Annotated in this window: 17 protein-coding genes; 12 read left to right on the top strand and 5 right to left on the bottom strand. The window is 75.3% G+C overall.

Annotated elements, in window-relative coordinates; all coding sequences use genetic code 11:
- The first annotated feature begins 100 nt into the window (after positions 1 to 100).
- From BX285_RS35435 to BX285_RS35425, 3 genes are all read left to right on the top strand, one after another.
- Positions 101 to 547 carry a MarR family winged helix-turn-helix transcriptional regulator gene (locus BX285_RS35435; RefSeq protein WP_097234578.1) on the top strand — a complete coding sequence of 149 codons (447 nt, stop codon included), beginning with the start codon at positions 101 to 103 and terminating at the stop codon, positions 545 to 547.
- Entirely contained in the window at positions 544 to 2040 is a 1497-nt protein-coding gene (locus BX285_RS35430) for an MFS transporter (RefSeq protein WP_121179632.1), read from the top strand. The genes BX285_RS35435 and BX285_RS35430 overlap by 4 nt, the downstream gene beginning before the upstream one ends.
- Positions 2041 to 2184: 144 nt before the next feature.
- Positions 2185 to 2892, top strand: a complete 708-nt coding sequence (locus BX285_RS35425) for a ScbR family autoregulator-binding transcription factor (RefSeq protein ID WP_121179631.1) — start codon at positions 2185 to 2187, stop codon at positions 2890 to 2892.
- Between the two features lie 44 nt (positions 2893 to 2936).
- Here BX285_RS35425 and BX285_RS35420 read toward each other — a convergent pair whose 3' ends face one another.
- Positions 2937 to 3671 carry a TioE family transcriptional regulator gene (locus tag BX285_RS35420; RefSeq protein WP_121179630.1) on the bottom strand — a complete coding sequence of 245 codons (735 nt, stop codon included), beginning with the start codon at positions 3669 to 3671 and terminating at the stop codon, positions 2937 to 2939.
- A gap of 110 nt (positions 3672 to 3781) precedes the next feature.
- Between BX285_RS35420 and BX285_RS35415 the strand changes: the two genes are divergently transcribed.
- Positions 3782 to 4993, top strand: a complete 1212-nt coding sequence (locus tag BX285_RS35415) for an erythromycin esterase family protein (protein WP_121179629.1) — start codon at positions 3782 to 3784, stop codon at positions 4991 to 4993.
- On the opposite strand, the gene BX285_RS35410 is transcribed toward BX285_RS35415, so the two are convergent.
- On the bottom strand, positions 4891 to 5988 hold the full coding sequence (locus BX285_RS35410; RefSeq protein WP_121179628.1) for a LysR family transcriptional regulator: 1098 nt from the start codon (positions 5986 to 5988) through the stop codon (positions 4891 to 4893). The genes BX285_RS35415 and BX285_RS35410 overlap by 103 nt on opposite strands.
- 71 nt (positions 5989 to 6059) lie before the next feature.
- On the opposite strand from BX285_RS35410, the gene BX285_RS35405 reads away from it, so the two are divergent.
- Positions 6060 to 6809 carry a maleylpyruvate isomerase family mycothiol-dependent enzyme gene (locus BX285_RS35405; RefSeq protein WP_121179627.1) on the top strand — a complete coding sequence of 250 codons (750 nt, stop codon included), beginning with the start codon at positions 6060 to 6062 and terminating at the stop codon, positions 6807 to 6809.
- A gap of 78 nt (positions 6810 to 6887) precedes the next feature.
- Here the strand turns inward: BX285_RS35405 and BX285_RS35400 are convergent, their stop codons facing one another.
- Positions 6888 to 8633 (bottom strand): PKD domain-containing protein, encoded by a 1746-nt coding sequence (locus BX285_RS35400; RefSeq protein ID WP_147465300.1) that lies wholly within the window; start codon positions 8631 to 8633, stop codon positions 6888 to 6890.
- A 324-nt stretch (positions 8634 to 8957) separates the two neighbouring features.
- Between BX285_RS35400 and BX285_RS35395 the strand changes: the two genes are divergently transcribed.
- The 7 genes from BX285_RS35395 to BX285_RS39420 all read left to right on the top strand — a co-directional run bounded on the left by BX285_RS35395 (position 8958) and on the right by BX285_RS39420 (position 23459).
- Positions 8958 to 10049 carry a PP2C family protein-serine/threonine phosphatase gene (locus BX285_RS35395; protein ID WP_097234570.1) on the top strand — a complete coding sequence of 364 codons (1092 nt, stop codon included), beginning with the start codon at positions 8958 to 8960 and terminating at the stop codon, positions 10047 to 10049.
- 413 nt (positions 10050 to 10462) lie between these two features.
- A complete protein-coding gene (locus BX285_RS35390) occupies positions 10463 to 11827 on the top strand; it encodes an MFS transporter (protein WP_097234569.1) in 1365 nt (454 codons plus the stop codon).
- Between the two features lie 159 nt (positions 11828 to 11986).
- On the top strand, positions 11987 to 13321 hold the full coding sequence (locus BX285_RS35385) for a non-ribosomal peptide synthetase (protein WP_097234568.1): 1335 nt from the start codon (positions 11987 to 11989) through the stop codon (positions 13319 to 13321).
- A gap of 240 nt (positions 13322 to 13561) precedes the next feature.
- On the top strand, positions 13562 to 16675 hold the full coding sequence (locus BX285_RS35380; protein ID WP_121179625.1) for a non-ribosomal peptide synthetase: 3114 nt from the start codon (positions 13562 to 13564) through the stop codon (positions 16673 to 16675).
- Between the two features lie 56 nt (positions 16676 to 16731).
- Positions 16732 to 18564, top strand: coding sequence for an amino acid adenylation domain-containing protein (locus BX285_RS35375; RefSeq protein WP_121179624.1), 1833 nt, complete (start codon positions 16732 to 16734; stop codon positions 18562 to 18564).
- Between the two features lie 87 nt (positions 18565 to 18651).
- Positions 18652 to 20619, top strand: coding sequence for a non-ribosomal peptide synthetase (locus BX285_RS35370; protein ID WP_121179623.1), 1968 nt, complete (start codon positions 18652 to 18654; stop codon positions 20617 to 20619).
- Entirely contained in the window at positions 20616 to 23459 is a 2844-nt protein-coding gene (locus BX285_RS39420) for a condensation domain-containing protein (protein WP_121179622.1), read from the top strand. Before BX285_RS35370 ends, BX285_RS39420 begins: the two co-directional genes overlap by 4 nt.
- Before the next feature lie 102 nt (positions 23460 to 23561).
- Here the strand turns inward: BX285_RS39420 and BX285_RS35360 are convergent, their stop codons facing one another.
- Positions 23562 to 24527 (bottom strand): molybdopterin-dependent oxidoreductase, encoded by a 966-nt coding sequence (locus tag BX285_RS35360; RefSeq protein WP_121179621.1) that lies wholly within the window; start codon positions 24525 to 24527, stop codon positions 23562 to 23564.
- Between the two features lie 109 nt (positions 24528 to 24636).
- Positions 24637 to 24804: a hypothetical protein gene (locus BX285_RS35355; protein WP_398901881.1), complete on the bottom strand. Its 168-nt coding sequence runs from the start codon at positions 24802 to 24804 to the stop codon at positions 24637 to 24639.
- Positions 24805 to 24909: the final 105 nt, after the last annotated feature.

Below are 24909 nucleotides of genomic sequence, written 5' to 3'. Positions count from 1 at the left end.
CATTATTCCGGGGGCGCAGCGGTGCCCTCGTCCGCCCTCCCCTCGGGAAAACCTTCAGTTCAGACTGGACAGTTCAGACTGATGAAATTACCGTGGAATCGTGACCGAGAACCGAACCACCCCCGACTCCGCGGTCCTCGCCGCCCGCGAGCTGCGCGCCGTCTTCAGCCGGCTGCGCCGCACCCTGCGGGAAGCGAGCGGGACCAGCGACCTCACGCCCTCCCAGGCCGCCGTGCTCAGCCGGCTGATCAACGACGGCCCGGCCTCCGCCAGCACGCTGGCCGCGGCCGAGCGAGTCCGTCCGCAGTCCATGGCCGCTACCCTCGCCGCCCTCGAACAGGGCGGCCTGGTGGGACGCCGACCCGATCCCGAGGACGGGCGCCGCCAGCTGGTCAGCCTCACCGAGGTCGGGCTGGCCCGGATCGCGGACAGCCGTCAGGCGCGGGAGGAGTGGCTGACCCGGGCCCTGGCGGAACACTTCACCGAGTCCGAACGCACCACCATGCTGGCCGGGCTGGCCCTGATGGACCGGCTGAGCCGGCTATGAGCGGCCCGGAAGCCCGGCCGGCCCGGCTGGGGTCGGGCCGGAGGGCCACCCGCCGACGGCCCGCCCCCGACGACGGGTTCAACCGTCGGCTGATCGCCCCGATGGTGCTCGGCTCGGTGCTCAACCCGATCAACTCGTCGATGATCGCGGTGGCGCTGGTGCCCGTGGGCGCGGCCTTCGGTGCGCCGCCCGCCGAGACCGCCTGGCTGGTCACCGCGCTCTACCTGGCCACCGCCGTCGGCCAGCCGGTGATCGGGCGGCTGGTGGACACCTACGGGCCGCGCCGGCTCTACCTCGCCGGGACGGCCCTGGTCGGCATCGCCGGCCTGCTCGGCGCGCTCGCCCCCTCGCTCGGGCTGCTGATCGCCGCCCGGGTGCTGCTCGGGCTGGGCACCTCGGCGGCCTACCCGGCCGCGATGCACCTGACCCGCAGCGAGGCCGAGCGGACCGGGAGGTCCAGCCCCACCGGGGTGCTGACCGTACTGGCCGTCGCCAACCAGACCGTCGCCGTGGTCGGCCCTACCCTCGGCGGCCTGCTGATCGGCGCGGGCGGTTGGCGGACCGTCTTCGCCGTCAACGTTCCGCTCGCGCTGGCCTGCCTGGCGCTCGGCGCCGCCCGCCTGCCCACCGCCGCGCCGAGCCCCGACGGGTCGGCCGACCCCGACCCCGACCCCGACCGCCCCGACCGCCTCGACCGCCCTGAACACCGCGACCGGCCCGATCGCCTCGACCACGTCGGGATCGCCCTGTTCGCCGTGCTGCTGTTGGCGTTGATGCTGTTCCTGATGAAGCCGAGTCCGACGCTCTGGTACCTGCCGGCCCTGGCCGTGTCGGCTGCCATCGGCTTCGCCGTCCGCGAGTTGCGAGCCCCCACCCCCTTCATCGACCTGCGGGCGCTCACCCGGAACCGCCCGCTGGTCGCCACCTATCTGCGCCAACTCCTCGGCTACACGGCGATCTACGCCTTCCTCTACGGCTACACCCAGTGGCTGGAGGAGGGGCGCGGCCTGTCGGCCGTCTCCGCCGGGCTGGTCCTGCTGCCGCTCTCGCTCACCGCCCTCGCGGTGTCCGGCCTCACCGGCCGCAGTGCGGCCGTGCGCGCCAAGCTGCTGGTCGGGTCCGCCGTGCAGATCGCGGCCTGTGCGGCGCTGCTGCTGGTGGACGCCGGCAGCCCGTTGGTGCTGCTGATCGTGGTCGCCGTACCGGCCGGAGTCTCCCAGGGGCTGATCGGCCTCGGCACCCAGACCTCCCTGTACCACCAGGCGGATCCGGTCTCGATCGCCTCCGCGGCCGGGTTGTTGCGCACGTTCATGTACCTCGGCGCGATGGCGGCCTCCGCCGCGAACGCCGCGTTCTTCCCGCACGGTGCCACCACGATCGGGCTGCACCACCTCGCACTGTTCATGCTCGGCGGTGCGGGGCTGCTGTTCCTCCTCACCCTGCCGGACCGCTCGCTCGGACGGATGAAGGGCCCGGACCGCAAGGACAGTTGACGCTGCGTCCGGCATCGTCGCCACCGGCGTGCCGCGACAGCCGCGGACGCCGCGGACGCCGTGGGAAACGGCCTCGCAAAAAGGCGGCGAGTACGATACGGGGTGTTTGGTTTGTTTGCCGGGCGCGGGGGTGGGGTGGTGGGGGTGGCGCGGCAGGAGCGGGCGGTCCGGACACGTCGGCTGATCCTGGAGGCGGCGGCGACGGTCTTCGACGAGCGCGGGTACGAGGGCGCGACGATCGGTGAGGTGGTGGCCCGGGCGGGAGTGACCCGCGGCGCGGTGTACTTCCACTTCGCATCGAAGCGCGAGCTCGCCCGCGGGGTCGTGGCGGAACGGTTCGGCCGGGACGAGATCCCCGAACGGCAGTGCAAGCTCCAGGAGTTCGTGGACCTCGGGATGGTCGTCGCCCATCTCCTGCCGCGTGACCCGCTGTTGAGCGCGGGCGCGCGGCTCGCCCTCGGTCAGGACGCGCTCGGTGGCTTCGGCGGCGGCGCCGCGTCCGGGTGGATCCAGCGGGCCGAGAGCCTGCTGGTCGCGGCCCGCCGACGCGGTGAACTGCTGCCCCAGGTGGTGCCCGCCGAGACGGCCTGGCTGGCGACCGCGGCCTGGACGGGCGTGCAGGTCCAGTCCCACCGGTTGTCCGGCCGGGCGGACCTGGAGCGCCGAATCGCCGTGCTGTACCGGCATCTGATGCCGAGCATCGCCGTGCCCGGCGTACTGGTCACGCTCGACCTCGGAGCGGACCGGGGCAGCCGGGTGGCCGCCGAGCTGGCGGCCGTCCGGGACGCGGAGGCCGCCGGGGGCGGGGTCGGGGTCGGAGTCGGGGGCGGTGTCGCTTCGCGCCGACGGTGACAGAAACCGTCCGTCCTGTTTTCGAGGAGGCGCCGGATTCGCGCTCAGCGGGCTTCCGGTCGGCGCAGGGCGAGGTAGTCGCCGAGGCGGGCGGCGGCGGTGAGCATGGCGAGGCCCCGGTCGGTGAGGCGTTGGTGCCAGCCGTCCAGGGCGGCGGCGAGCTCGCCCGTGCCGCCGGCCGTGCGGATCTGTCGGATGACGGTGGCGATGTGCTCCAGCAGGTAGCCGCCCCGCCGGAGCAGGTGGGCGAGTTCGGCGTCGCGGACGTCGACCGGGTGGTAGACGCGGTGGCCGGTGGCACCGTCGCGAACGGGGTCGAGGATGCCTGCGGCCTCCCAGGCGCGCAGGGTTGCGGGGGTGACGTCGAGCCGGTGTGCGAGTTCGCCGATGCTGAGCGGGGCTGGCGGGGCTGGCAGGGCGGGCAGGGCAGGCGGGGCGGTGGCCCCGGAGAGCGGTGTGGCGGTGAGGTGGTCGACGGCTTCGCGGACGGAGGCCAAGGTCTCCCGGTCGCGCAGCAGTCGGGCGTGGCCGCGGTCGAGGGCGGTCAGTGCCTCGTCGAGTCGTCCGGCGTGGACGCTGGTCATCACCGCGCCGGCGGTCGCGTGCCCGTACGCCGGGACGAGGGCGAGGAAGGCGCGCAGCGCGGCTGCGTGCAGCTCGGTGTAGATCCGGTAGCCGGTCGGGGTGCGTGCGGCGGGCGGGAGGCAGCCGTCGCGTTCGTAGTTGCGGACCGCCTGGGTCGAGATGCCGTGTTCGCGCGCGAGATCGGAGGGGCGCATGGTCGTCTTCCGTTCGGGCCCGTTTGAGGCTTCTGGCGCTGGTGGCCAGGCTGGCAGGGAGAAGGCCGGGAAAAGTCTCAACCGTTCTTTCAAGGATACGCTTGAGGTCCATGAGCCAGGACCTTCATGACTTCATCACCCCCTCGTGCGAGCTGCTGGGGCTCGGCGAGCCGACCCACCAGGAGCCGGCCTTCGGGCTGGTGCGCAACCGACTGTTCGCCCGGCTGGTCGACCGGGGCTTCCGGTCGATCGCACTCGAAACGGACCGCGTGGCCGCGCTCGCCGTGGACGCCTACGTCCGGGAGGGCGTGGGCACGCTGGAGGCGGCGATGGGCGAGGGCTTCTCGCACGGCTTCGGGGAGCACCAGGCCAATCGCGAACTCGTCGCCTGGATGCGCGAGTTCAACCGCGGCCGCCCGTCCGGGGAGCGGCTGGCCTTCCACGGCTTCGACATTCCGACCGAGACCTACAGTGCCCCGAGCCCGCGCCGCTACCTCGAACACGCCCGCGACTTCCTGCAGCTCGACGTCGGTCTCGACCTCAGCCTCGGCCTCGGTCTCGACCTCGACGTCGCGGGCCCGGCGGGCGAGGACGAGCGCTGGAGCCGGGCGGAGGCGGTGCTGGACCCGGCACAGTCGCCCGGCGCCACCGCGGAGGCGGTGAGGCTGCGCTGCCTCGCCGACGACCTGCTGCTCCGACTCCACGCGGGCGCGGCGGAGGCGATCGAGGCGACTTCGCTCGCCGCGTGGCAGGAGGCACGGACCCGGCTGACCGCCGGCATCGGCCTGCTGCGCTACCACGCGCAGGCGGCGATCCGGGGGCTGGATCCGAGCACCAGGTTGAGCGGTCTGCTCGGCGTGCGGGACGCGCTCATGGCGCAGAACCTGCTCGACATCCGCGACGTCGAGGCCCGGCGCGGGCCGACCCTGGTCTTCTCGCACAACCAGCACCTGCGGCTGACTCCGAGCGCCTGGGCGCAGGGGAAGTTGGACTGCGGGTGGAGCAGCGCGGGTCGGATCGTCGGCGCCCTGCTGGGCGAGCGGTACGCCTTCGTCGTAGGGAGCCTCGGGCGCAGCGCGGCGATCGGGCTGGCCGAACCCGCGCCGGACACCTACGAGGCGGCCCTGCAACGGCTCGGCTCCCTCTGGGAGTTGACCGCTCCGGCGCTGCCGACCGACGGTCGTACCAGCACCCGTACCGACACCACGCCGCAGCAGGGCTACTTCCCGCTCGACCGGGAGGTCGTCGACGGCGCGGCCGCGCTGCTGCACATCGCCGACGGCGTGGCCGCGGCGGCCGAACTGGCCACGTCGGCGGCCTGAGGCCCTGCCGGCCCCGGGTAGGCCGTCCGCAGGTGGGAGAGCAGGGCGGCGGTCGGCGGCGAGGCGGGCCGTCCGTCCGGCCAGGCCAGTGCGATCCGTACCGTCGGAACGGGGTCCGTCAGCGGGCGGATCCGGAGTCCGGGGACGGCGCCCGGGTCCGGCAGGACGGCCACGCCCATTCCGTGCGCGGCGAGTTCGGCCAGCTGCGGTGGCGCGGCCGCCTCGACGCCGATGGCCGGGTGCGCCCCGGCCTCGGCGAGGGCGCGTTCCAGTGCGGTGCGCATGCCGGTGCCGCGCGGGGTGCTCACCAGGTCGTGCCCGTCCAGCGCCGCGACCGGGAGGGCATCCACCGGCAGGGCATCGACCGGGAGCGCGGCACCCGGGTGTGCATCGGTGGCGACGGCCGCGAGCGGGTGCTGCTCGGGGCAGGCCGCGAACAGCGGGACTTCCAGCACGGTGTGCAGGGCGAGCCCGGCCAGCGTCGTCCAGCCGTCGTCGTCCTCGCGCCCGCTCGCGGCCGTGGGCAGGCCGATCACCGCGAGGTCCAGGTGCCCGTCGCGCAGCGCGGCGAGCATCCGGGCGGTGGTGTCCTCGGTCAGCGCGAAGTCGATGCCGGGGTGCTCCTGCCGGAATGCGGCGAGGGTGGTGGCGAGTCCGGGGAAGGTGCCCAGTTCGGACGGTGGGGTGAGCGCGGCACCGGCGACCATGCCCAGCCGTACGTGCCCGCGCTGCAGCCCGCCGAACTCCTGGGCCGTCCTGCGGGCCGCCTCGGCGGCGGCGAGTGCGGCCTGCGCGTGCGGCAGGACGGCCTCTCCGGCCGGGGTCAGCCGTACGGTTCGGCTGGAGCGGTCGAGCAGCCGGTGCCCCAGCTCCCGTTCCAGCTGCCGGATCTGGGCGCTCACCCCGGGTTGGCTCAGGTGCAGCAGCTGCGCGGCCCGGGTGAAGCTGCCGTGCTGGGCGACGGTGACGAAGTACTGGAGCTGCCGCAGTTCCATAACTGTCGATTATAGACGGCAGAAATTCCCGGTCTTGGACGGGTGTACGGCTCCGGCCGCAGGCTGGAGGCATGGAAATCGCACCACAGGAACCCGCACCACAGGAATCCACGGCACAGGAAACCGCGCCGCAGAACCAGGACACCGGGAGCCAGGACACCGGGAGCCAGGAAACCGGGAGCCAGGAAACCGGGCGGATCGGCTGGATCCGCGAACAGATCGCAGCCGAGCGCCGCGAACTGGCAGAGGTTTTCGCCGACTTCACCCCCGAGCAGTGGAACTCGCCGACGCTGTGCGGGGGTTGGCGCGTGCGGGAGGTGGCGGCCCACATGGGCAGCGGGTTCCGGCGTTCCACGGCGGCCATGGTGCTCGAACTCGCCCGCTCGGGCGGCCACGTCCACCGGATGGCCGACCGGCTCGCCCGCCGCGACGCCGCCGTCTTCACCGAGCGTGAACTCGCTGCGGCCCTCGCCGAGCACGCCGACCACCCGTGGCGCCCGCCGGTGGGCGGCCGGATCGCCGCCCTCGCCCATGACGCGGTCCACGGCCTCGACATCACCGTCCCGCTCGGGCTGCCGCCGCGGCTGCCGACCGCCCGGACCGCCGCCCTGCTGGCCGAGGTCTCCGCCCGCACGCTGCGGTTCTTCGGGGTGCGCCTGGACGGCGTCCGCCTGCGGGCGAGCGACACCGAGTGGTCGTACGGGAAGGGGCCGCTGCTCGTCGAGGGCCGGGCGGAGCACCTGCTGCTGGTCGCCTACGGCCGCCGGGTGCCAGCCGGACTGCTGGCGGGCTCGGGCGCAGCGCGGTTCACGCGGGGCTGAGGGAGGATCCGGGCGGGGGAACGGCATGGGGCGGTGCTCCGTACGGAACACCGCCCCTGCTTCACGTGCCCGGGTGGGTCACTTCGACTCGTAGTAGCCGAGCAGGTCGACCATCAGGTCGATGTCCTGCCAGCCCTGGTTCCACAGGTCGACGATGCCGCCCTTGCCGCCGGAGGTCTGCGCGACGTTCGGGACGGTCGCGCCGGCCGTCCAGTTCAGCGTCGAGGAGACCGGGCGCTGCGGAATGTCCGCGGTGCCGTTCTTGTAGGCGGACCAGAGGTTCGGGTCGGGGTCGACCGACAGGAAGCCCGGCCCGCTGGTGTTGGTGACGGTGGTGTTCAGCACCCAGCCGTCGACCTCGGGGGTGGTGACGTCGCCTTCGAGGCTCAGCGCGAGGAAGCCGCGGGCCGGGATCGGGCCGGCCGTGCGGCCCCAGCTGTCCTTGCGGCTGTCGATGATCCGGAACGGCACCCGGGCCGACACGAGGGCGGAGCGGCTGTCCGGGGTGTAGTAGCCGACGACGTCGACCACCACGTCCGTCGGGCGCCAACTGCCGTTGCGCACCGTGATCCTGCCGTCCGGGCCGACCGGCACGATCACCGCGTTGGCGACCGTCTGGTCGGCGGTGAAGTTCAGGTTGGACGTGGTCGGCGCGGCCTGCCCGCTGGGGTAGGCGGTCAGGTGGCCGTCCTGCTGCGGGTTGGTGGCCGTCAGGTTGAGCGCCACGGCGGTGATGCCCTGCGGCACGCGGTTGGTGCCGGCGATCTGGACGTCGAGGCTCGACTGCCCGTCGAGCTGGCCCTGGGAGACCCCGATGCCCGCGCGGGTGTCGACGGCGCGCACCTGGGGCACCGACTGGTAGCCGCTGGCGGTCGACGGCGCGAAGTAGCCGGTGACGTCCGCGATCAGGTCGACCGGCTGCCAGCCCGCGTTGAACAGGTACACGTACCCGTCGGCGCTGACGGCCGCGACCACCAGGTTCGGGACGGTCTGGCCGGCCACGTAGTTGAGGTTCGAGGTCTCGGCGGTCTCGGCGAGGTCCTTCGCGGGCTGCACCGAGACGTGGCCGGGGCCGGTGGTGTTGGTGACGGTGACGTTGAGGACCACCGCGGAGACCCCGGCGGGGACCTTGCCGGCGCCCGCGACCTTCAGGGCCACCGTGCCGCGGGCGGCCACCTGGCCCTGGGCGGTGCCGATGCCCGCGCGGCTGTCCAGCAGCCGGGTGGGCGTGTGCGGGGTGAACTCGGCGCCCGCGGTGACGAACTGGACCTGGTTCACGGCCTCGACGGCGTTCGCGGCGTCCTTCGCCGTGACCTTGATGTCGTACGAGCCGACCGCGGCGTAGGTGTGCCTGGTGTTGCGCAGGTCGGAGGCGAAGCCGTTGAGGGTGGCGGAGAAGGTGTCCGAGGTGCCGTCGCCCCAGGAGATGGTGACGTCGAGGGTGGAGTTGATGCTCGGGATGACGATGGTCTGCAGATCCACGCCGTGCGCGTTGACGGTCGTGGCGTACAGGCCGATCGTGATGCTGTTGGCCGCGCTCTGCGCCCCCTGGGCACCCTGGGTGCCCTGCGCCTCCCGGGAACCCTGTACACCCTGGGCACTCTTGGCACCCGGTGCCGGAGCCGCCACCCCGGCGCGCTCGCCGGACTTCGGCGCGAGCACCGTACGGTCGGCGGGGCTGCTGAAGGTCTTGCCCGGAAGCTTCCGGGCCGCGTCCGTCCCGGCGACGGTGCCGCCCGCGGCCGCACCCTGGCCGGTGGGGGCCGCGGGCGCCGGGCCGGAAGCCTGGGCCACCCCGGGCGTGAGCACAACACCGGCCGCCACGAGGGCAGCAGGAATCACAAGTCGGCGATTGCGCACCGATCCCCCCACATTTCTGTCAAACGTCGAACAGGTTCCCCATAGTTCGAATGCGCGAGCAGCGTACATGATCGGTTAGGGAGGGGTTGTGGATTATTCGTGGGACCCGCCTGGCGAGCAGGTGTGCCTGGTGTGCCCGGTGCTCCGGTTCGCCCGGTGCTCCGGTGTGGCGGTATCCGCCGACGGCCCCGGGGCGGCCGCCATGCGGGTCGCGGGCGCCCGTGGCTACGATCGGAGGGATCGGAACAAGCCCTTCCGGATGGTCGGGAGACGGAAGCCAGGTCGCCGATGGCCCCGAGGTCCGTGCAGTGGCCGCCGTACGTGCGGGTCGCGCCGTGGTTGCTGATCGTCGGCGGGCTGGTGTGGAACGCGCTGGATCCGGCCGACTACTGGGGTGATCCGCTGCTGGCGGCCGCCGTGGTGCTGGCCGGGGCGCTGCTGCGGTTGCGGGACACCGTCGCGGTGGGCGTGGCCAATGTGACCGGGATCCTGCTGCTGTCCACCCAGGACGCGTCGATCGGGACCGGCGACGGCTACCTGGAGCTGGTGAACACGGCCTTCACGGCGCTGATCGGGGTCGGGGTGAACCAGGTGGTGGCCCGGCACGGGCGGCACCTGGAACGGGTGCGGTCGGTGGCCGAGGCGGCGCAGCGCGCGGTGCTCCCGGAGCCGCCGGGGCGGGTGGGGCGGCTGTCGGTCGCGGCCTGCTACCGGGCCGCCCAGGACGAGGCGCTGATCGGCGGTGACGCGTACGCGCTGCAGGTCACCCCGTACGGCGTGCGCGGGCTGATCGCGGACGTGCGGGGCAAGGGGCTGCAGGCGGTGGGGGCGGTCTCGGTGCTGCTCGGGGCCTTCCGGGAGATCTCCTCCCGGGCCGCGGACCTGGCCGCGCTCGCGGACGGGCTGGAGGCCTCGCTGCTGCGGGAGGTCGACCGGCTGAGCGAGGAGCTGCGGTTGGAGGGGTTCATCACGGCGCTGCTGGTGGAGTTCCCGCCGGGGGAGGAGACGGTGCGCACGCTGGACTGCGGGCACCCCGGCCCGTACCTGCTGGGCGGCCCCGGAGTGAAGGTGCGGCGGCTGGATGCGGCGGATCCGGGGCTGCCGCTGATGATGGGCGTGCTGGGAGTGGCACGGCCCGAGCCGGAGAGCCGGCCGTTCCCGCCCGGGTGCACGCTGCTGCTGGTGACCGACGGGGTGACCGAGGCCCGGGACGCCGCGGGGGAGTTCTACGACCCGGTGCCGGGGCTGGGCCCGCAGGGGCCGTTCGGCGGCCCGCAGCAGGTGCTGGATGCGTTGGTGGCCGATGTCGAGCGGTGGACCGGCGGGCCGCGGGACGACGATATGGCGGTGCTCGCGATCACCCGCCGGTCGGCTGATTGAAGGTGGGGGAGCTCGGCGGCGAGCGATTGAAGGGGTGAAGCGGGCGGTCGGGGTTCCATTCGACGGTCGCCATCCATCGTGCCGATATCACGATGGGGTGACGGCGCCGTGGCGCCTCGTGCGATCCGGCCAAGTTGACCGCCGTCGTCCGGTGGCCGGAAAGCACCTGTCCGAATAGCGGACGGCGAGATGGACGGACCACCCCGGCGGCGCCCGAGGTGCCGTGGACGGCCGTCCGACGGGTCGCCGCCTCGGTCGATGGGCTTCGCGGGCGGTGCGAGTGGTCCATAAGGGGCCGTGAAGGAGGCAGAAGAGCCGGTCGGCCAAGGGGCGGGATCCGGCCGAGCTGCGGCTCGTCCGGAAACGGACCCGGTGTTTGCTCTGTGTAGAAGAGGTGACCGAGAGTCGCACCAATGAACGATTTGCCTCGCCCCCGCCAGGCCCGTCTGCTCGGCCACCGCGACTTCCGGCTCCTGCTGACCGGTGCCGCCACCGCCCAGACGGGCAGTCAGGTCACCCTCGTCGCGTTGCCGTTGGCGGCGGTGGTGGTGCTGGACGCCACCCCGTTCGAGGTCGGACTGCTGACCGCCGCCGAGACCGCCGCCTTCCTGCTGGTCGGCCTGCCGGCCGGCGCCTGGCTGGACCGGATGCGCAAGCTGCCGGTGCTGATCCGGGCCGACCTGGTGCGCTGCCTCGCCGTGGGATCGATCCCGCCGGCGGCGGCGCTCGGCGTGCTGACCATGCCGCAGCTCTACCTGGTGGCGCTGGTCACCGGAGTGGCGACGGTGTTCTTCGACGTCGCCCACCAGTCCTTCCTGCCCGCCGTCCTGCCGCGCGAGCAACTGGTCGGCGGCAACGGGGCGCTGGAGACGGTCCGCTCCTCCGCCCAGATCGCCGGGCCGGGCCTCGGCGGCGGGCTGGTCCAGCTGCTCGGCGCGCCGCTCGCCATCGTGGCCGACGCCTGCGGGTACCTGGCCTCCGCACTGCTGCTCGCCCGGATCCGGGTTGACGAGCCGCGGCCGGAACCGGAGCCCGGGCGCTCGCTGCGCGCCGAGGTGGCGGCGGGCGTGCGCTTCGTCCTGGGCCACCCGCTGCTGCGGGCGATCGCCACTGCCACCGCCGTCTCCAACCTGTTCGCCGCCGTCCTGATGGCCGTGCAGACGGTGTTCTGGGTCCGGGTCCTCGACCTGGAGCCGGGCACCATCGGCGTGCTGCTCTCGGCCTCCGCCCTCGGCGGGCTGGCCGGCGCGCTGTGCGCCGGGCACCTGGCGCGGTGGGTCGGGCAGGCCCGGCTGATCTGGCTGTCCACGGTGGTGACGGCGCCGTTCGCGGTGCTGTGGCCGCTGTCCGGCGGCGGCGCGGGCGTGGTGCTGTTCGGCCTCGCCTCCGGGGTGGTGCTGTTCGGCGCGGTGGCCTACAACGTCGCCCAGGTGAGCTTCCGGCAGAGCGTCTGCCCGCCGGAGCTGCTCGGCCGGATGAACGCCACCATGCGCTTCCTGGTGTGGGGCACCATGCCGATCGGCGCCCTGGGCGGCGGGCTCGTCGCCGACGCGGCCGGACCGCGCGCCGCGCTCTGGCTCTGCGCGGCCGGGTTCCTGCTCGTACCGGTGCCGCTGCTGCTGTCCCCGCTGCGCCGGATGCGCGACCTGCCGCTCGACGGCGGGTCGGGCGGCAGGGCGCCGGGCGGTGGCGCACCGGACGCCGGGGGCGCGGCCGCCGCTGCCGGGGAGGGCGTCGCCACCACCGAGGAGCCTGCTGCGCGTCCCACCGCCTCCTGACCGAACCGCCTCCTGACCGAAGCACCGCCTGACCGAAGCACCGCCTGACCGAAGCACCGCCTGACCGGCCCAGGCCGGGACCGAGCCACCGCCTCGGCGAGCCACCGCCTCGCCGACCCAGACCTGCCGAGCCGCGACCGGAAACCGGAGACCGTTCCCGTGCACGCCAGCATCACCGCCGCCTACCTCGCCCGGTACCGCGCCGCCGCCGCCGACTCCCCGGTGGAGCTGCTGCCGCTGACCGGCGCCCAGCGGCGCTTCCTGATCACCCGCAGGCTCACCCCGCAGAGCCGGTCCGACATCGTTCCGCTGCTGTTCGCCTACCCGCGCGGCACCCTCGACCAGGACCGGCTGGCCCGCGCCGCCGCCACCGTCGCTGCCCGCCACCCGGCGCTGTGCGGGGGCTTCGCGACCGTACGCGGCACACCGGTCCTACGGGTCGGCGGCCCCTCGGTCGAGGTCGCCCGGATCGACGCTGCCCGGATCGGAACCGCACCCGGCGGCTCGGCCCGCGAGGCCCTGCGCCGGGCCCTGCTCGACTGGCCCCTCGACGGGCCCGCACTGCGCCTGCTGGTGGCCCAGGATCCGGACGGTGACGAGGAGTTGCTGGCCGTCGCGCTGGACCACGCGGCCGGTGACGAGCAGTCGTTCGGGGTGCTCACGGCCGAACTGAGCGAGGCGTACCGCCAGGACGGGACGCCACCGCCCGCGGCCGGGCCCGACCCGCAGGCGCTGGCCGACTACCGGCAGGCCGTCGAACTCCAGCTCGCCGCCGAGGACGCCGCCGGGGGACCCGCCGCGCAGGCCCACTGGGGGCGCCGGCTCGCCGGACTGGCCGGTGCGGGCGGCGGTGCGGCCACGTCCACCGGAATGCTCACCGAGCGGCTGCCCGCCGTCGGGGCCGCCGCCCGCGGCGCCGTCTTCCCGGCCCTGCTGGACGCCGTCGGGGCCGTCGCGCACCGGCTGTACCGGGCATCCGGCTCGCGCCCGCCAGAGGCCGGGGGAGGGGCGCTCGCGCTCGGCTACCCGTGGGGCGGCCGACCGCCCGGGGCGCCCGCCGCACTCGGCTGCTTCCTCAACACCCTGGTCCACCCGGCCGTTTCGGCCACCGCGACCGACCTGGACGCCCTCGCCGACGCCTGGTGGGACGACCTCGACCATGCCGGCACGCCGTTCGACGAGGTGGTCCGTGCCGCCCGCACCGCGGGCGCGCCGTGGACGGGTTCGCTGGACGCCATGCTCTCCCTGGAGGACCTGCAGCGCCGCCCGCCGCTGGTGCTCGGCGGCGTCCCCGGCCGGGAGACCCACCTGGCCGGGCGCCCGCTCGCCGCGCCGCTCGCCGTCTCCGCCGAACACGGCGACGACCTGCTGATCCGGCTCGCCTGGGACAGCGACCGCTTCCCCGAGGACGACGCCCACGCGGCCTTCGGCGAGCTCCTCGTCCTGCTGCGGCACCACCTGCACGGCGCGGAACGGCTGCCGGCCGACGCCTGAACCGGCCTGCCCTGAACGGGACGTGGGAGCCACGGCAGCCGAGCCCTGATGCCTCACCCGCCACGCCCGAGCCCGCAGGCCAGAACTCCCCCACCGGATCCGCCCTTCCGGATCCAGCACCTTCCCGGCCGCACCCGCACCCCGGGTGCCGGTCCGGCCCCACCGGACGGAGCGGGACCACCCCACGCCCGCCACCGGCCACCGCGGTGCCGACAAGCCCACCACACAAGGGAGCCGTCCATGTTCGCACTCTCTCCGTCACAGGAGATCGTCTGGCTGCACGAACAGATGCTGCCGGGCAGCCGCGCCTACAACTTCACCGCCGTCCTCGACCTGTGGGGCACCCTCGACCGCGAGGCGCTGCACACCGGACTGGCCGCCGTCCTGGCCCACCACCCGGGCCTGCGGCTGGAGTTGGTACCCAGCGCGGAGGGCCTGCCCGGCCAGCGGGTCGCCGAGAACTGCCAACCGGAGCTGCGCCACAGCGACTTCGGCGCCGAGGCCGACCCGGAGGCCGCCTTCCGCCGACTGCTCGCCGCCGAGGCCGCGGAGCCGCTGGACACCGAACGGGCGCCACTGCTGCGCTGGCACCTGGTCCGGATCGCCGAGGACCACCACCGGCTGATCCACGTCGAGCACCACCTCGTCCACGACGGCCACTCCTTCGCGATCCTGCTGCGCGACCTGTTCACCGTCTACCGCGCCCAGGTCCTCGGCGAGTCGTACGAGCTGCCCGTCGCCCCTTCGTACGAGGAGCACGCGCGCGCCGCCGCCGACCTCCCGCGGGACCGCGGACTCGACTTCTGGACCCGGGAGTTGGCCGACGCGCCGCGCGAGGTCACGCTGCCCGGGCTGGCCCGGCCCGGCACCGAGCGCCGCCACCACGGCGGGCAGCTGCGCCAGGCGATCGGCGCCGACCTGGCCACGCGGCTGCGCGAGCGCAGCACCGCGGACGGCCACACCCCGTTCAGCACCCTGCTCGCCCTGTTCGCCGAGCTGCTGCGCCGGCACGGCGGGCACCGCGAGCTGGTGATCGGCACCGCCGTCGGCAACCGGCCCGAGGGCTACGAGGGCACCGTCGGCATGTTCGTGAACACCGTGCCGCTGCGCCTGCGGCTCGACCCGGCGGTCTCCGGGACCGAGGCCGTGGACGAGGCGACCGACGTCCTGCTTCGCGCGCTGCCCCACCAGGACCTGCCGGTACAGGAGTTGACCCGCCGCCTCGGCCTGCACACCGGCGGCGCCGACAACCCGCTGTTCAACGTCATGTTCAGCGCACACGACGCGGCACTGCCGGACGTCCAGGCGCCCGGGCTGGAGGTCTCGCTGTACGAGGGCTTCAACACCGGCACCACCCGCTTCGACCTCGACCTGGTGCTGCTGCCCGACGACCGCCGGGTGGTCGGCCGGAAGCACGGCGCCGCCGGGATGACCCTGGTCTGGGACTACGACGCCGACCTGTTCGGCGAGTCCGAGGCGGTGCTGCTGTCCGAGCGGCTGCTGGAGCTGCTGCGCTGCTACCTGGACCGCCCGCAGGCGCCGATCGCCGCGCTGGCCCCCGCGGGCGACGCCGTACCGCCCGCCGACGCCCCCGCCACCGAAACGCCCGCCCCCGCCCTGCTCGACCCGGCCGCCGCCCACGACCCGACCGCGCTCGCCCTGCTGGCCGGCACCGAACGGATCAGCTACGGCGAACTCGACCGCCGCGTCACCGAGTTGGTCGAACGGCTGCGCGCCGCCGGGGTCGCGCCCGGCCAGCCGGTGGCCACCGTGCTGCCGCGCGGCGCGGACAGCGTGGTCGCATTGCTCGCCTGCCTGCGCCACGGCGCCGTCTACGCGCCGCTGTCCGGCGAGGACCCGGCCGCCCGGCTCGCACTGCTGCTGGAGCGCCTGCGCCCCGCCCTGGTACTGGCCACCCGGCAGAGCGCGCTCGCGCTGCCCGCCGGGGCCGTCACCCCGGCCCTGCTGGACGGCCCCGCCTTCCCGCAGGCCGAGCCCGCCGCCACCCTGGACGGCGCCGCCTACCTGATCCACACCTCCGGCTCCACCGGCGTGCCCAAGCCCGTCCTGGTCGGCCGCTCGGCCCTCGCCGGATACGTCGCCGCGATCGCCGCCCGCTACGCACTCACCCCCGCCGACCGGGTGCTGCTGTTCGCCCGGCCGTCCTTCGACGTGGCGCTGGAGGAGGTGCTGCCCGCGCTCGCCGCCGGGGCCGCCCTGGTCGTGCCGCAGCGCGAAGTGCCCACCGGTCCCGAGCTGGTGGCCGTCCTGGCCGCCCGCGGCGTCACCGTCGCCAACCTGCCGACCAGCTACCTGCTCGCCGTCCGCGAGGACCTGCGCGAGGCGCTGCGCGACGGCCGCTGGACACCCCGGCTGCTCGTCCTCGGCGGCGAGCGCCTGCCCGCCCGGGCGCTCGCCGGGCTCACCGGGGCCACCACCGTGCTGAACGCCTACGGCGTCACCGAGGCCACCGTCACCTCCACCGTCCACGAGGTGACCGCCGCCGATGTCGCCGAGGACGGCGAGATCCCGCTCGGCACCGAACTCGACGGCGTGCGCACGTACGTCCTGGACGAGACGCTGCACCCGCTGCCGGCCGGCTGCGTCGGCGAACTCGCCGTCGGCGGAGCCATGGTGGCCGAGGGCTACCTGGGCCTGCCGGACCCGACCGCCTCCCGCTTCGTCACCGTCCCCGCACTCGGCGGCGCCCGCGTCTACCGCACCGGCGACCGCGGCTACCGCGACCTGAACGGGCGGCTGCGCTTCCTCGGCCGCGCCGACAACCAGGTCAAACTCCGCGGCCACCGGATCGAGTTGGAGGAGATCGAGGCCGCGGCCTCCGCCGAACTCGGCGGCCGCTCCTGCGCCGTGGTGCTGCACACCGACCCGCGGACCGGCCCCCGCCTGGTCGGCTTCCTGGAAGGAGCCGAGCGCCCCGACCAGGCCGCCCTGCACGACGCGCTCGCCCGCCGACTGCCCGGCGGACTCGTCCCGGCGAGCTGGACGGCCGTCCCGGCGATGCCCACCCTGCCCGGCGGCAAGCCCGACCGTGCCGCGCTCACCCGGCTGGCGGACGCGAGCGCCGAGACGGCCGCGGGCGAGGAGACCGCCGAGGAGCGGAGCGCCTTCGCCGACCCCGGCCAGGAGCTGATCGCCGCCGCCTGGCGCCAGGTCCTCGGCCACGACCGCTTCACCGCCGACTCCCACTTCTTCGAGGTCGGCGGCCACTCCCTGCTCGCCGCCCAGCTCGCCGCCCACCTGGAACCGCACCTCGGCAGCCGCCCGCCGCTGCGCACCCTGTTCCGGCACGCCGTCCTGGCCGACCAGGCCCGCGCCCTCACCGGCCGGAAGTGAACCCGGTGACGGGAACCGGCGGACCTGACGGAACACCACGAACCCTGGAGACCACGATGGAAGCCCTCAGCATCGGGTACGGCCGTCCGCACCGGGACGGCGCAGTCCTCGACCTCTTCACCACCTGGGTGCACCGCACCCCGGACGCCCCCGCCCTGATCGACGGCGAGCACGTCCACAGCTACGCCGAACTCGACCGCCTCGCCGACAGCGTCGCCCGGACCCTGCGCGGCAAGGTCGGCCCCGGCGACCTGCTCGGCGTCTGCCTCGGCCACTCGGTGTCACTGGTGGCCGTCACCCTGGCCGCCGCCAAGCTCGGCGCCGTCCACCTGCCACTCGGCCCGCGCCCCGGCGAGCGCCGGCTGCGGGCCGTCGCCGAGCAGCTCCGCCCGGTCTGCCTGGTCGGCGCACCCGACCTGCTGCCGCCGGGCGGCGAGCGCCTGCCGCTGGACCTGCCCACCGGGGGCGTGGTCGCCGCCCTCACCCCCGGCGAGCAGGTGCGCGTCCCGGCCGGCACCCACTACGCGGTGCTCACCTCCGGCTCCACCGGCACCCCGAAGGCCGTCGCCGTCACCGAACCCGCGCTCGGCGCCCTGCTGCACTGGTACCGCGAACTGACCGGCCTCGGCCCCGGCTCGCGGCACAGCCTGCTGATCGGGGTCGCCTTCGACCCGCACCTGCAGGACCTGTGGGCCCCCCTCACCGCCGGCGCCGCCCTGGTCGTCGCCCCCGAGGCCGTCCGCTGGGACACCGGCGCGCTCACCGACTGGTGGCGCGAGGCCGGCATCACCGTGTCCGTGCTGCCCACCCCGCTCGCCGAGCCCGTCCTCGGAAAGCCCTGGCCCACCGGGCTGGCACTGCGCCACCTCATGATCGGCGGCGACCGGCTGCGCCGCGCCCCCGGGCCCGACGTCACCGCGACCGTCCACAACGCCTACGGCCCGGCCGAGGCCACCGTCGTCACCACCGTGCACACCATGGCCCCCGGCGGCGACCACGGGGCCGGCGCCCCGCCGATCGGACGGCCCATCCCCGGCGCGATCGTGCTGGTCACCGACCAGGACGGCCGACCGGTGCCGCGCGGCGTCCCCGGCGAGCTGCGGATCGGCGGCCGGGGCCTGGCCGCCGGGTACCTCGACCCGGAGCTGACCGCCCGCCGCTTCGTCGGCGCGCCCGAGGGCGTCGACGGCACCGACCGGGTCTACCGCACCGGCGACCGGGTCCTCATGCGCGCCGACGGGCTGCTGGAGTTCCAGGGCCGGCTGGACGACCAGGTCAAGATCAGCGGCGTACGGATCGAACCCGGCGAGGTCGAGGCCGCGTTCGAGCGCGACCCGCGGGTGCGCCGGGCGGTGGTCGCCGCCGAGCAGGCGCCGGCCGGCGGCGTCCGGCTGCTCGCCTTCGTCCAGCTCGACGGCTCGGACGAGGGCGGCGTCTCGGGCGAGGGCGGCGGCGAGGGCGGCGGCGTCGACGCAGGCGCCGACCCGGCGCGACTGCTCGACGCCGTCCGGCCCTGGCTGCCCGAGCAGGCGGTGCCCTCGGCCGTCCGGCTGGTGGACCGCTACCCGCTGGACGCCAACGGCAAGGTGGACCGCGCCGCGCTGCTCGCCGCCGCGCCGCCGCAGCCCGCGGGGGAGGACGGCGACACCCCGGTCGAGCGCACCGTACTCAAGCTCTGCCGCGAGCTGATCGGCCGCGCCGACCTCGGGCCCACGGACAACTTCCTGGCCTCGGGCGGCAATTCGCTCGCCGCCGCCCGGCTGCTGGAAGCGCTGCAGAGCGAGTACGGGATCCGGCTGCGCGCGCCCCTCGTACTGCGCCAGCCGGACCTGCGGGCCCTCGCCCGACTGGTCGAGGAGCGGGTCGACGCCCTGACCACGACCGCCTGACGTGGGGCGTGTCCTGCCCCAGCCCGCACCTCCTCAGCACGGCGCCCCGGCCCACACCGCCGGGGCGCCCGGAAGGGAACGAACGCCATGACCACCGCGACCCGGCTCACCGCGACCCAGCCCGGTGCCGCCCCGCCCGGCACGACGCAGCCCGCTGCAGCCGTGCCCACCGCGAGCCTGCCCACTGCAGCCGCGCCCACCGCAGCCATGCCCCCGGCAACCCTGCCCGCGCTGATCGCCCGGCAGGCCGAACAGCAGCCCGACGCGCTCGCCGTGACCGACGGCGCCACCGTCCTCACCTACCGCGAACTCCTCGACGCCGCCGGGCGGTTGGCCGCCGTCCTGACCGCCCGGGGGATCGGCCCCGGCAGCGCCGTCGGCCTGCTCTGCGCCCGCTCCACCCGCCTGGTCGTCGCCCAGCTCGCGATCTGGCGGGCCGGCGGCCACGTCCTCCCGCTGGACCCGGCCTACCCGCGACCGCGGATCGCCGAGATGACCTCGGACGCCGGCGCCCGGCTCGTCCTCGGCGACAAGGCCCTGCTCGCCGAGGCCGGACTGACCGAGGAGCAGACCCTCGTCCTGACCGAGCAGGGCACCGACGAGACCGGGCCGGTGGCACCCGACGCCGCCGACCCGGCCGCGCCCGCCCTGGTCTTCTACACCTCCGGCTCCACCGGCCGGGCCAAGGGCGTGCTCGTTCCGCACGGCGCCGTGACCGACCTGGTCACCGCCCCGGACGCCATCGCGGTCGGCCCGCGCGACCGGGTGCTCTTCCACTCCGCCGTCACCTTCGACGCCTCCACCTTCGAGCTGTGGGCCCCGCTGGCCCGCGGCGCCGCCGTCGCCATCTCCCCGGCCGACCGGCCCACCGCCGAGGAGCTCGTCCGCGACGTCGAACGGTTCGGCGTCACCACCCTGATGCTCACCAGCGCCCTCTTCCACCACCTGGCCGCCCGTCAGTCGCGGATCTTCGGGGTGCTGCGCACCCTGGCCGTCGGCGGCGAGGTGCTGGCGCCCGAGCACGCGGGCGCGGTCCTGCGGGCCTTCCCCTGGCTCGAACTGGTCAACGTCTACGGGCCGACCGAGGCCACCACCTTCACCACCCTGCACCGGGTCACCCAGGCCGACTGCACCGGCCCGATCCCGATCGGCCGGCCGTTCGGCGGAGCCCGCGTGCTGGTCCTGGACGAGCAGCTCGCTCCGGTGCCGGCGGGCACGGTCGGCGAACTGTGGATCGCGGGGGAGCGCCTGGCCCTCGGCTACCTCAACCGGCCCGAACTGACCGCCGAACGCTTCCGCGAGCTGCCGGGCACCGGCCGGGCCTACCGCAGCGGCGACCTGGTCCGCCAACTGCCGGACGGCACGCTGGAGTTCCACGGCCGGACGGACGATCAGGTCAAGGTGCGCGGCTTCCGGATCGAACCCGGCGAGATCGAGCACGCGCTGCTGCAACTCCCCGAGGTCGCCGAGGCCGTGGTCGTGGTCCGCCGGGCCGGACAGGCCGACGCCGTCCTCACCGCCTGCCTCGTCCTCGCCGAAGGCGCCACCCCGGCCGTCGAGACCCTGCGCGACCGGCTCGCCGAGCGGCTGCCCGCCCACCTGGTGCCCACCGCCTGGACCGTCCTCGACGCACTGCCGCTGACCACCAGCGGCAAGGCGGACCGACGGGCACTGGCCGCCGCCGGCGCGACCCTCGACGGTGCAGTCGCCGACGCGATCGCCCCGCACCCCGCCACGGCCGGCACGCTCAGCCCGATCCAGCAGGTCGTCGCCGAGGCCTGGAGCCGCGCCCTGGAACGCCCGATCACCGACCCCGCCGCCGACTTCCTCGCCGAGGGCGGGCACTCACTGCTCGCCATGTGGGTCGTCGACGACCTGTGCCAGGACCTCGGGGTCGACCTGTCGCTCGCCGACTTCCTCGCCCACCCCACCGTCGCCCGGCAGGCAGAACTGCTGGAACAGGCCCTGCGTGACGCCGACGACCCGGGCGGGCGCGGGGAACCGGACGGACCTGTGGGTCCGGGTGGCCACGACCGCCCGGAGGGCGCCCGATGACCGCCGTCGACCAGGCCGACCTGCTGCGCCGCGCCCGCAGCCGCCGGGGCGCCGCCGTCGCCGCGCCGCCCGAGCACCCGGCCGCGCCCGACGGCCCGGCCCCGCTCTCCCACGCCCAGCAGCGGATGTGGCTGATGGACCACCTCGGCCAGGGCGGCGCCCTCTACAACGTCCCGATCGCCACCCGCCTGCGCGGCCCGCTCGACCACGCCGCGCTCGCCGCCGCGATCACCGCGCTCACCGAGCGGCACGCCGTGCTGCGCACCCGCTACCCGAGCCGCGACGGACAGCCGTACCAGCAGACCGTCCCGGCCGCCCCGGTGCCGCTGCCGGTCCTGGACGCCGAGACGGACCAGGCGGCCACCGAACGGCTCACCGCCGAAGCCGCCCGCCCCTTCGACCTCGCCGCCGGGCCGGTGCTGCGCGCCCTGCTGCTGCGGCGCGGCCCGGAGGACCACACGCTGGTGCTGACGATCCATCACATCGCCGTCGACGGCGGATCCCTGCCCGTCCTGGCCGCCGACCTCGCCGCGCTCTACGCCGCCGCACGCGACGGCGCCGAGCCGCAACTCGCGCCGTCCGGACCGCCGTACGCCGAGTACGCCCGCCGGGAACGCGCCCGCGACCCCGAACTCACGGCTGCCGCCGACACCCTCGCCGCCCGACTGGCCGGCGCCCGCCCGCCGGCGCTGCTGCGCCCCGTCCCGCCCGGCGCCCGCGAACGCCGGGCGGCGCTGCACGCCGCCCCGCTGGACCCCGCCGTGGTGGCCGGCCTGCGCAGCCTCGGCGCCCGGCACGGCGCCACACTGTTCACCGTCGTGCTGGCCGCCGCGTTCGCCACCCTGCGGACGGCCTGCGGGCAGAGCGACCTCGTCCTCGGCTGCGCCAGCGGCCACCGCGCCCGGCCCGAACTGCGGCGCACCGTCGGCCTCGCGGTCAACACCCTTGCGGTACGCGTCGATTCGGCCGAGGACGCATCGTTCGCCGAACTGCTGGCGGACGTGCGCGGCCGGCTGCTCGACGCGCAGCAGCACCACGAGGTGCCCTTCGACCTGGTGGTCGAGCGGCTCGGCGCGACTGCCCGCGGCGCGGACGGCACCCCGCTGCTCTCGGTCACCTGCGACCTCGTCCATCCCGTCGCGCCGCTCACGCTGCCCGGCCTCGACTCCGAGAACGTGGAACTCGACCTGGGGCTCGCCAAGTTCGGGCTGGCGCTGCTCCTGGAGGACGGCCCGGAGCCGCGCTGCCTGGTCCAGCACGACCGGGACACGCTGGACGTGACCACCGCCGGGCAGCTGCTCGACGCCTTCGCCGCCCTGCTCACGGCCGTGGCCGCCGACCCGGAGCAGCGGATCTCGGAGCTGCCCGGAAGCCTGCTGGTCGCCGCCCGGCACCCGGTGGTGGAGGGCCTGTCGGCCGAGCCGGGCGTGATCGAGGCAGCCGTGGTCGAAACCGCCGACGGCCCGCCGCTCGCCTACGCGGTGGTGCGCGGACCCGTCGCCCCGAACGGTGCCCAGCTGCGGGCCGCCCTGCGCCGTCGCCTCCCGGCCACCGAACTCCCGGACGCGGTCACGCTGGTGGACCGGATCCCCCGGCACCCCGACGGCACCCCCGACCACGGCCGGCTGCCCGGCGCCGCGGCGCACGGGGGCGGAAATCCGCCGAGCGGTCCGGTGGACACCGTCCGGGAGGCCTTCGGCGAACTGCTGGGCACCACACCGCCCGCCGACGGCGACTTCTTCGCCCTCGGCGGCCACTCCCTGATCGCCGTCCAGCTCGCCGAACGCCTGCGCACCCGGATCGGACTGCCGCTCACCGGCCTCGACGTCCTGGAGCGGCGCACCCCGCGCGCCCTCGCCGCCCTGCTCGCCACCCGCGAGGACGAGCGCCGCGCCGCCGTCTCCCGCACCGGCGCCCACCCGCGCACCCACGCCCGCGGCGGCACCCGCACCGGCACCGTGCTGCTCACCGGGGCCACCGGCGGCGTTGGAGCGGCCGTCCTGCAGGAACTGATGGCCCAGGGCCGGCCGGTCCGCGTCCTGGTCCGGCCCGAGTCGGCGCACCTGCCCGCCCTGAACGGCGCCGAACTGGCGGAAGGCGACCTCGCCGACCCGGACAGCCTGCGGCGCGCAGTGCAGGACGTGGACGCCGTCATCCACTCCGCCTGCACCTTCACCGACCACGCCACCGACCTCGCCGCGATGCGCACGCTGCTCGACGGCTGGCGGGGCGGGCCGTTCGTCTTCGTCAGCAGCATCGACGCGTACGGCCGACCGGCGGACACCGAGGTCCCCGAGGGCGGACCGAGCGGTCCGGCGGTCACCCCGTACGGGCAGGCCAAGCTGGACTGCGAGCGGATGCTGTTCGAGGCCGCCGGCCGTGGCCCCGGCCGTGGGCCGGTCACCGCCGTCCGCGCCCCGATCGTCTGGGGCCCGCACCACCGGCTGCGCGACCAGCTCCGCTGGGGCCCCACCGGCGACCTCTACCAGGCCGCGCTGGCCGGCCGGCCGATCGGCCTGCCGGAGGTCTCCGAGGGGGCCTGGTACGGCGCCTCCTGGGTTCACGCCGCGGCCCTGGCCCGCGCGCTCGCGGCCTGCGCCGTACCGGACCACCCGGCGGCCGGGCGGATCGTCAACGCGGTGAGCGGACACGTGCCCTGGGCGGAGTTCACGGCCGAACTGGTCCGGCTGCTCGGCTCCGCCAGCCCGCTGAGCGTCGGCCCCGGCGCCGAACAGGAACTGCGCCGCCCCTGGCGCTACCGGTCCGAGACCCTGGCCGGCCCGCTCACCCCCGAACCGGGCGAGGACTGGCGCACCGTCCTGGCGGCCATGGTCGGCTGAACCGACCCGAGCCGACCCGCGCCGGGCGGAGGGGTCCGCCGTCCACCGGACCCCTCCGCCCGGCTGCCGCAGCTGCCGGCCGGGTACTCGCCCGTCCCGTGGTCAGTGCCCACCCGGTATCGCGCTCGGCTCGGCGAGGAGGTGGATCTCGTGGACGGCGTTCCGGTCGCCGGTGAGCGGCTGGACGCGGCCGGCGGAGTCGGTCGCCCGGCAGCGGATGCGGTGCGGGCCCGGGGCGAGGTCGTGGCGGAGGCGGAAGCGCTGCCAGGCCGGGTCCGGGCCGCGCCGGTCCAGGGTGGCAGGCTGCCAGTCGGCGTCGTCCACGGCGATCTCGACCGACGTCACCTCGGTGGAGCTCCAGGCGTAGCCGGCCAGTTCGCAGCTGCCGGCCGGGACGGAGCTTCCGTCGCCCGGGGTGAGCAGCTTGCTGCTGACGTCCTTCTCGCGGACCGGCCGCGCCTCGTACTCGCCGGGCAGGACGCGGGTGTAGAGGCGGGTGGTGAAGACGTGGTCGGGGCGGTCGGCGGCCAGCACGATCCGGCTCAGCCACTTGACCGAGTTGGTGCCGAACATCCGGGGCGCCACCGCCCGCAGCGGGTAGCCGTGGTCGGGGCGCAGCGGCTCGCCGTTCATGGTGTGGGCGAGGACGACCTCGCTGCTCGCCTGGTCGAGTGGCAGGTCCTTGAGGTAGCTCAGGCCGCTCTCGCCCGCGAAGTCCCCCGTGTCCGCACCCTCCAGCCAGACGTGCCGGGCCTGCGGGAGCGGGCCGGCGAGCTCCAGCACGGCGGCGAGCGGGACTCCGGCCCACTCCAGGTTGGTGACGGCACGGGTCGGCACGGTGGGGCGCAGCGGGTTGCCGAAGCACTCGTGGACGGCCGTGAGGCGGATCTGCGGCAGGGCCTGGACGGCTGGGAAGTCCAGCCGCAGCGGCCGTTCCACCAGGCCCTCGACGGTGAGCGACCAGGTCGCGCGGTCGAGCCGCGGGTGCGGTCCGAGGTGGTTGCGGACGAAGACCTCGTCGACCGGGGTGAGGAAGAGGTCGGGTGTCTCCGGATCGGTCCTGATCATGTGTCGTGCCCCCGTGTCGAACGTGCCGTTCTTGCCGTCGTGTGCGATCGACAGTACAAGGAGGGACTGACAACGCCCGGAGAAGGGCCCCGGGCGGTCGGCCACCCGCTCATCCGATGGTGACCACCCGGGCCCACTCCGGCGGCGATTCCGGCCGGTAGTCCGGGTCCTCCGCGGCGCCCTCGTCGTGGTGGCCGGGGCGGGGGAAGAGGCCGACGACCGTGCGGCAGGGCGGTGGGGCGGACGGCCACGGGGTCTGACCGTCGGTCAGGGCCACCACGACGTCGGGCCGGGGGCGGTGCGCAGGGCGGCGCGGAAGCCCCTTCGCGGTGTCCGGTCAACCCGCCGGATGGCTGGCCGAATCGGCCCGCCTCCGCCGCCC

This window comes from Streptomyces sp. 1114.5, from assembly GCF_003635085.1.
In the GTDB taxonomy this organism is placed as follows: Bacteria; Actinomycetota; Actinomycetes; order Streptomycetales; family Streptomycetaceae; genus Kitasatospora.
This window is presented reverse-complemented; position numbering and strand designations above follow the sequence as displayed.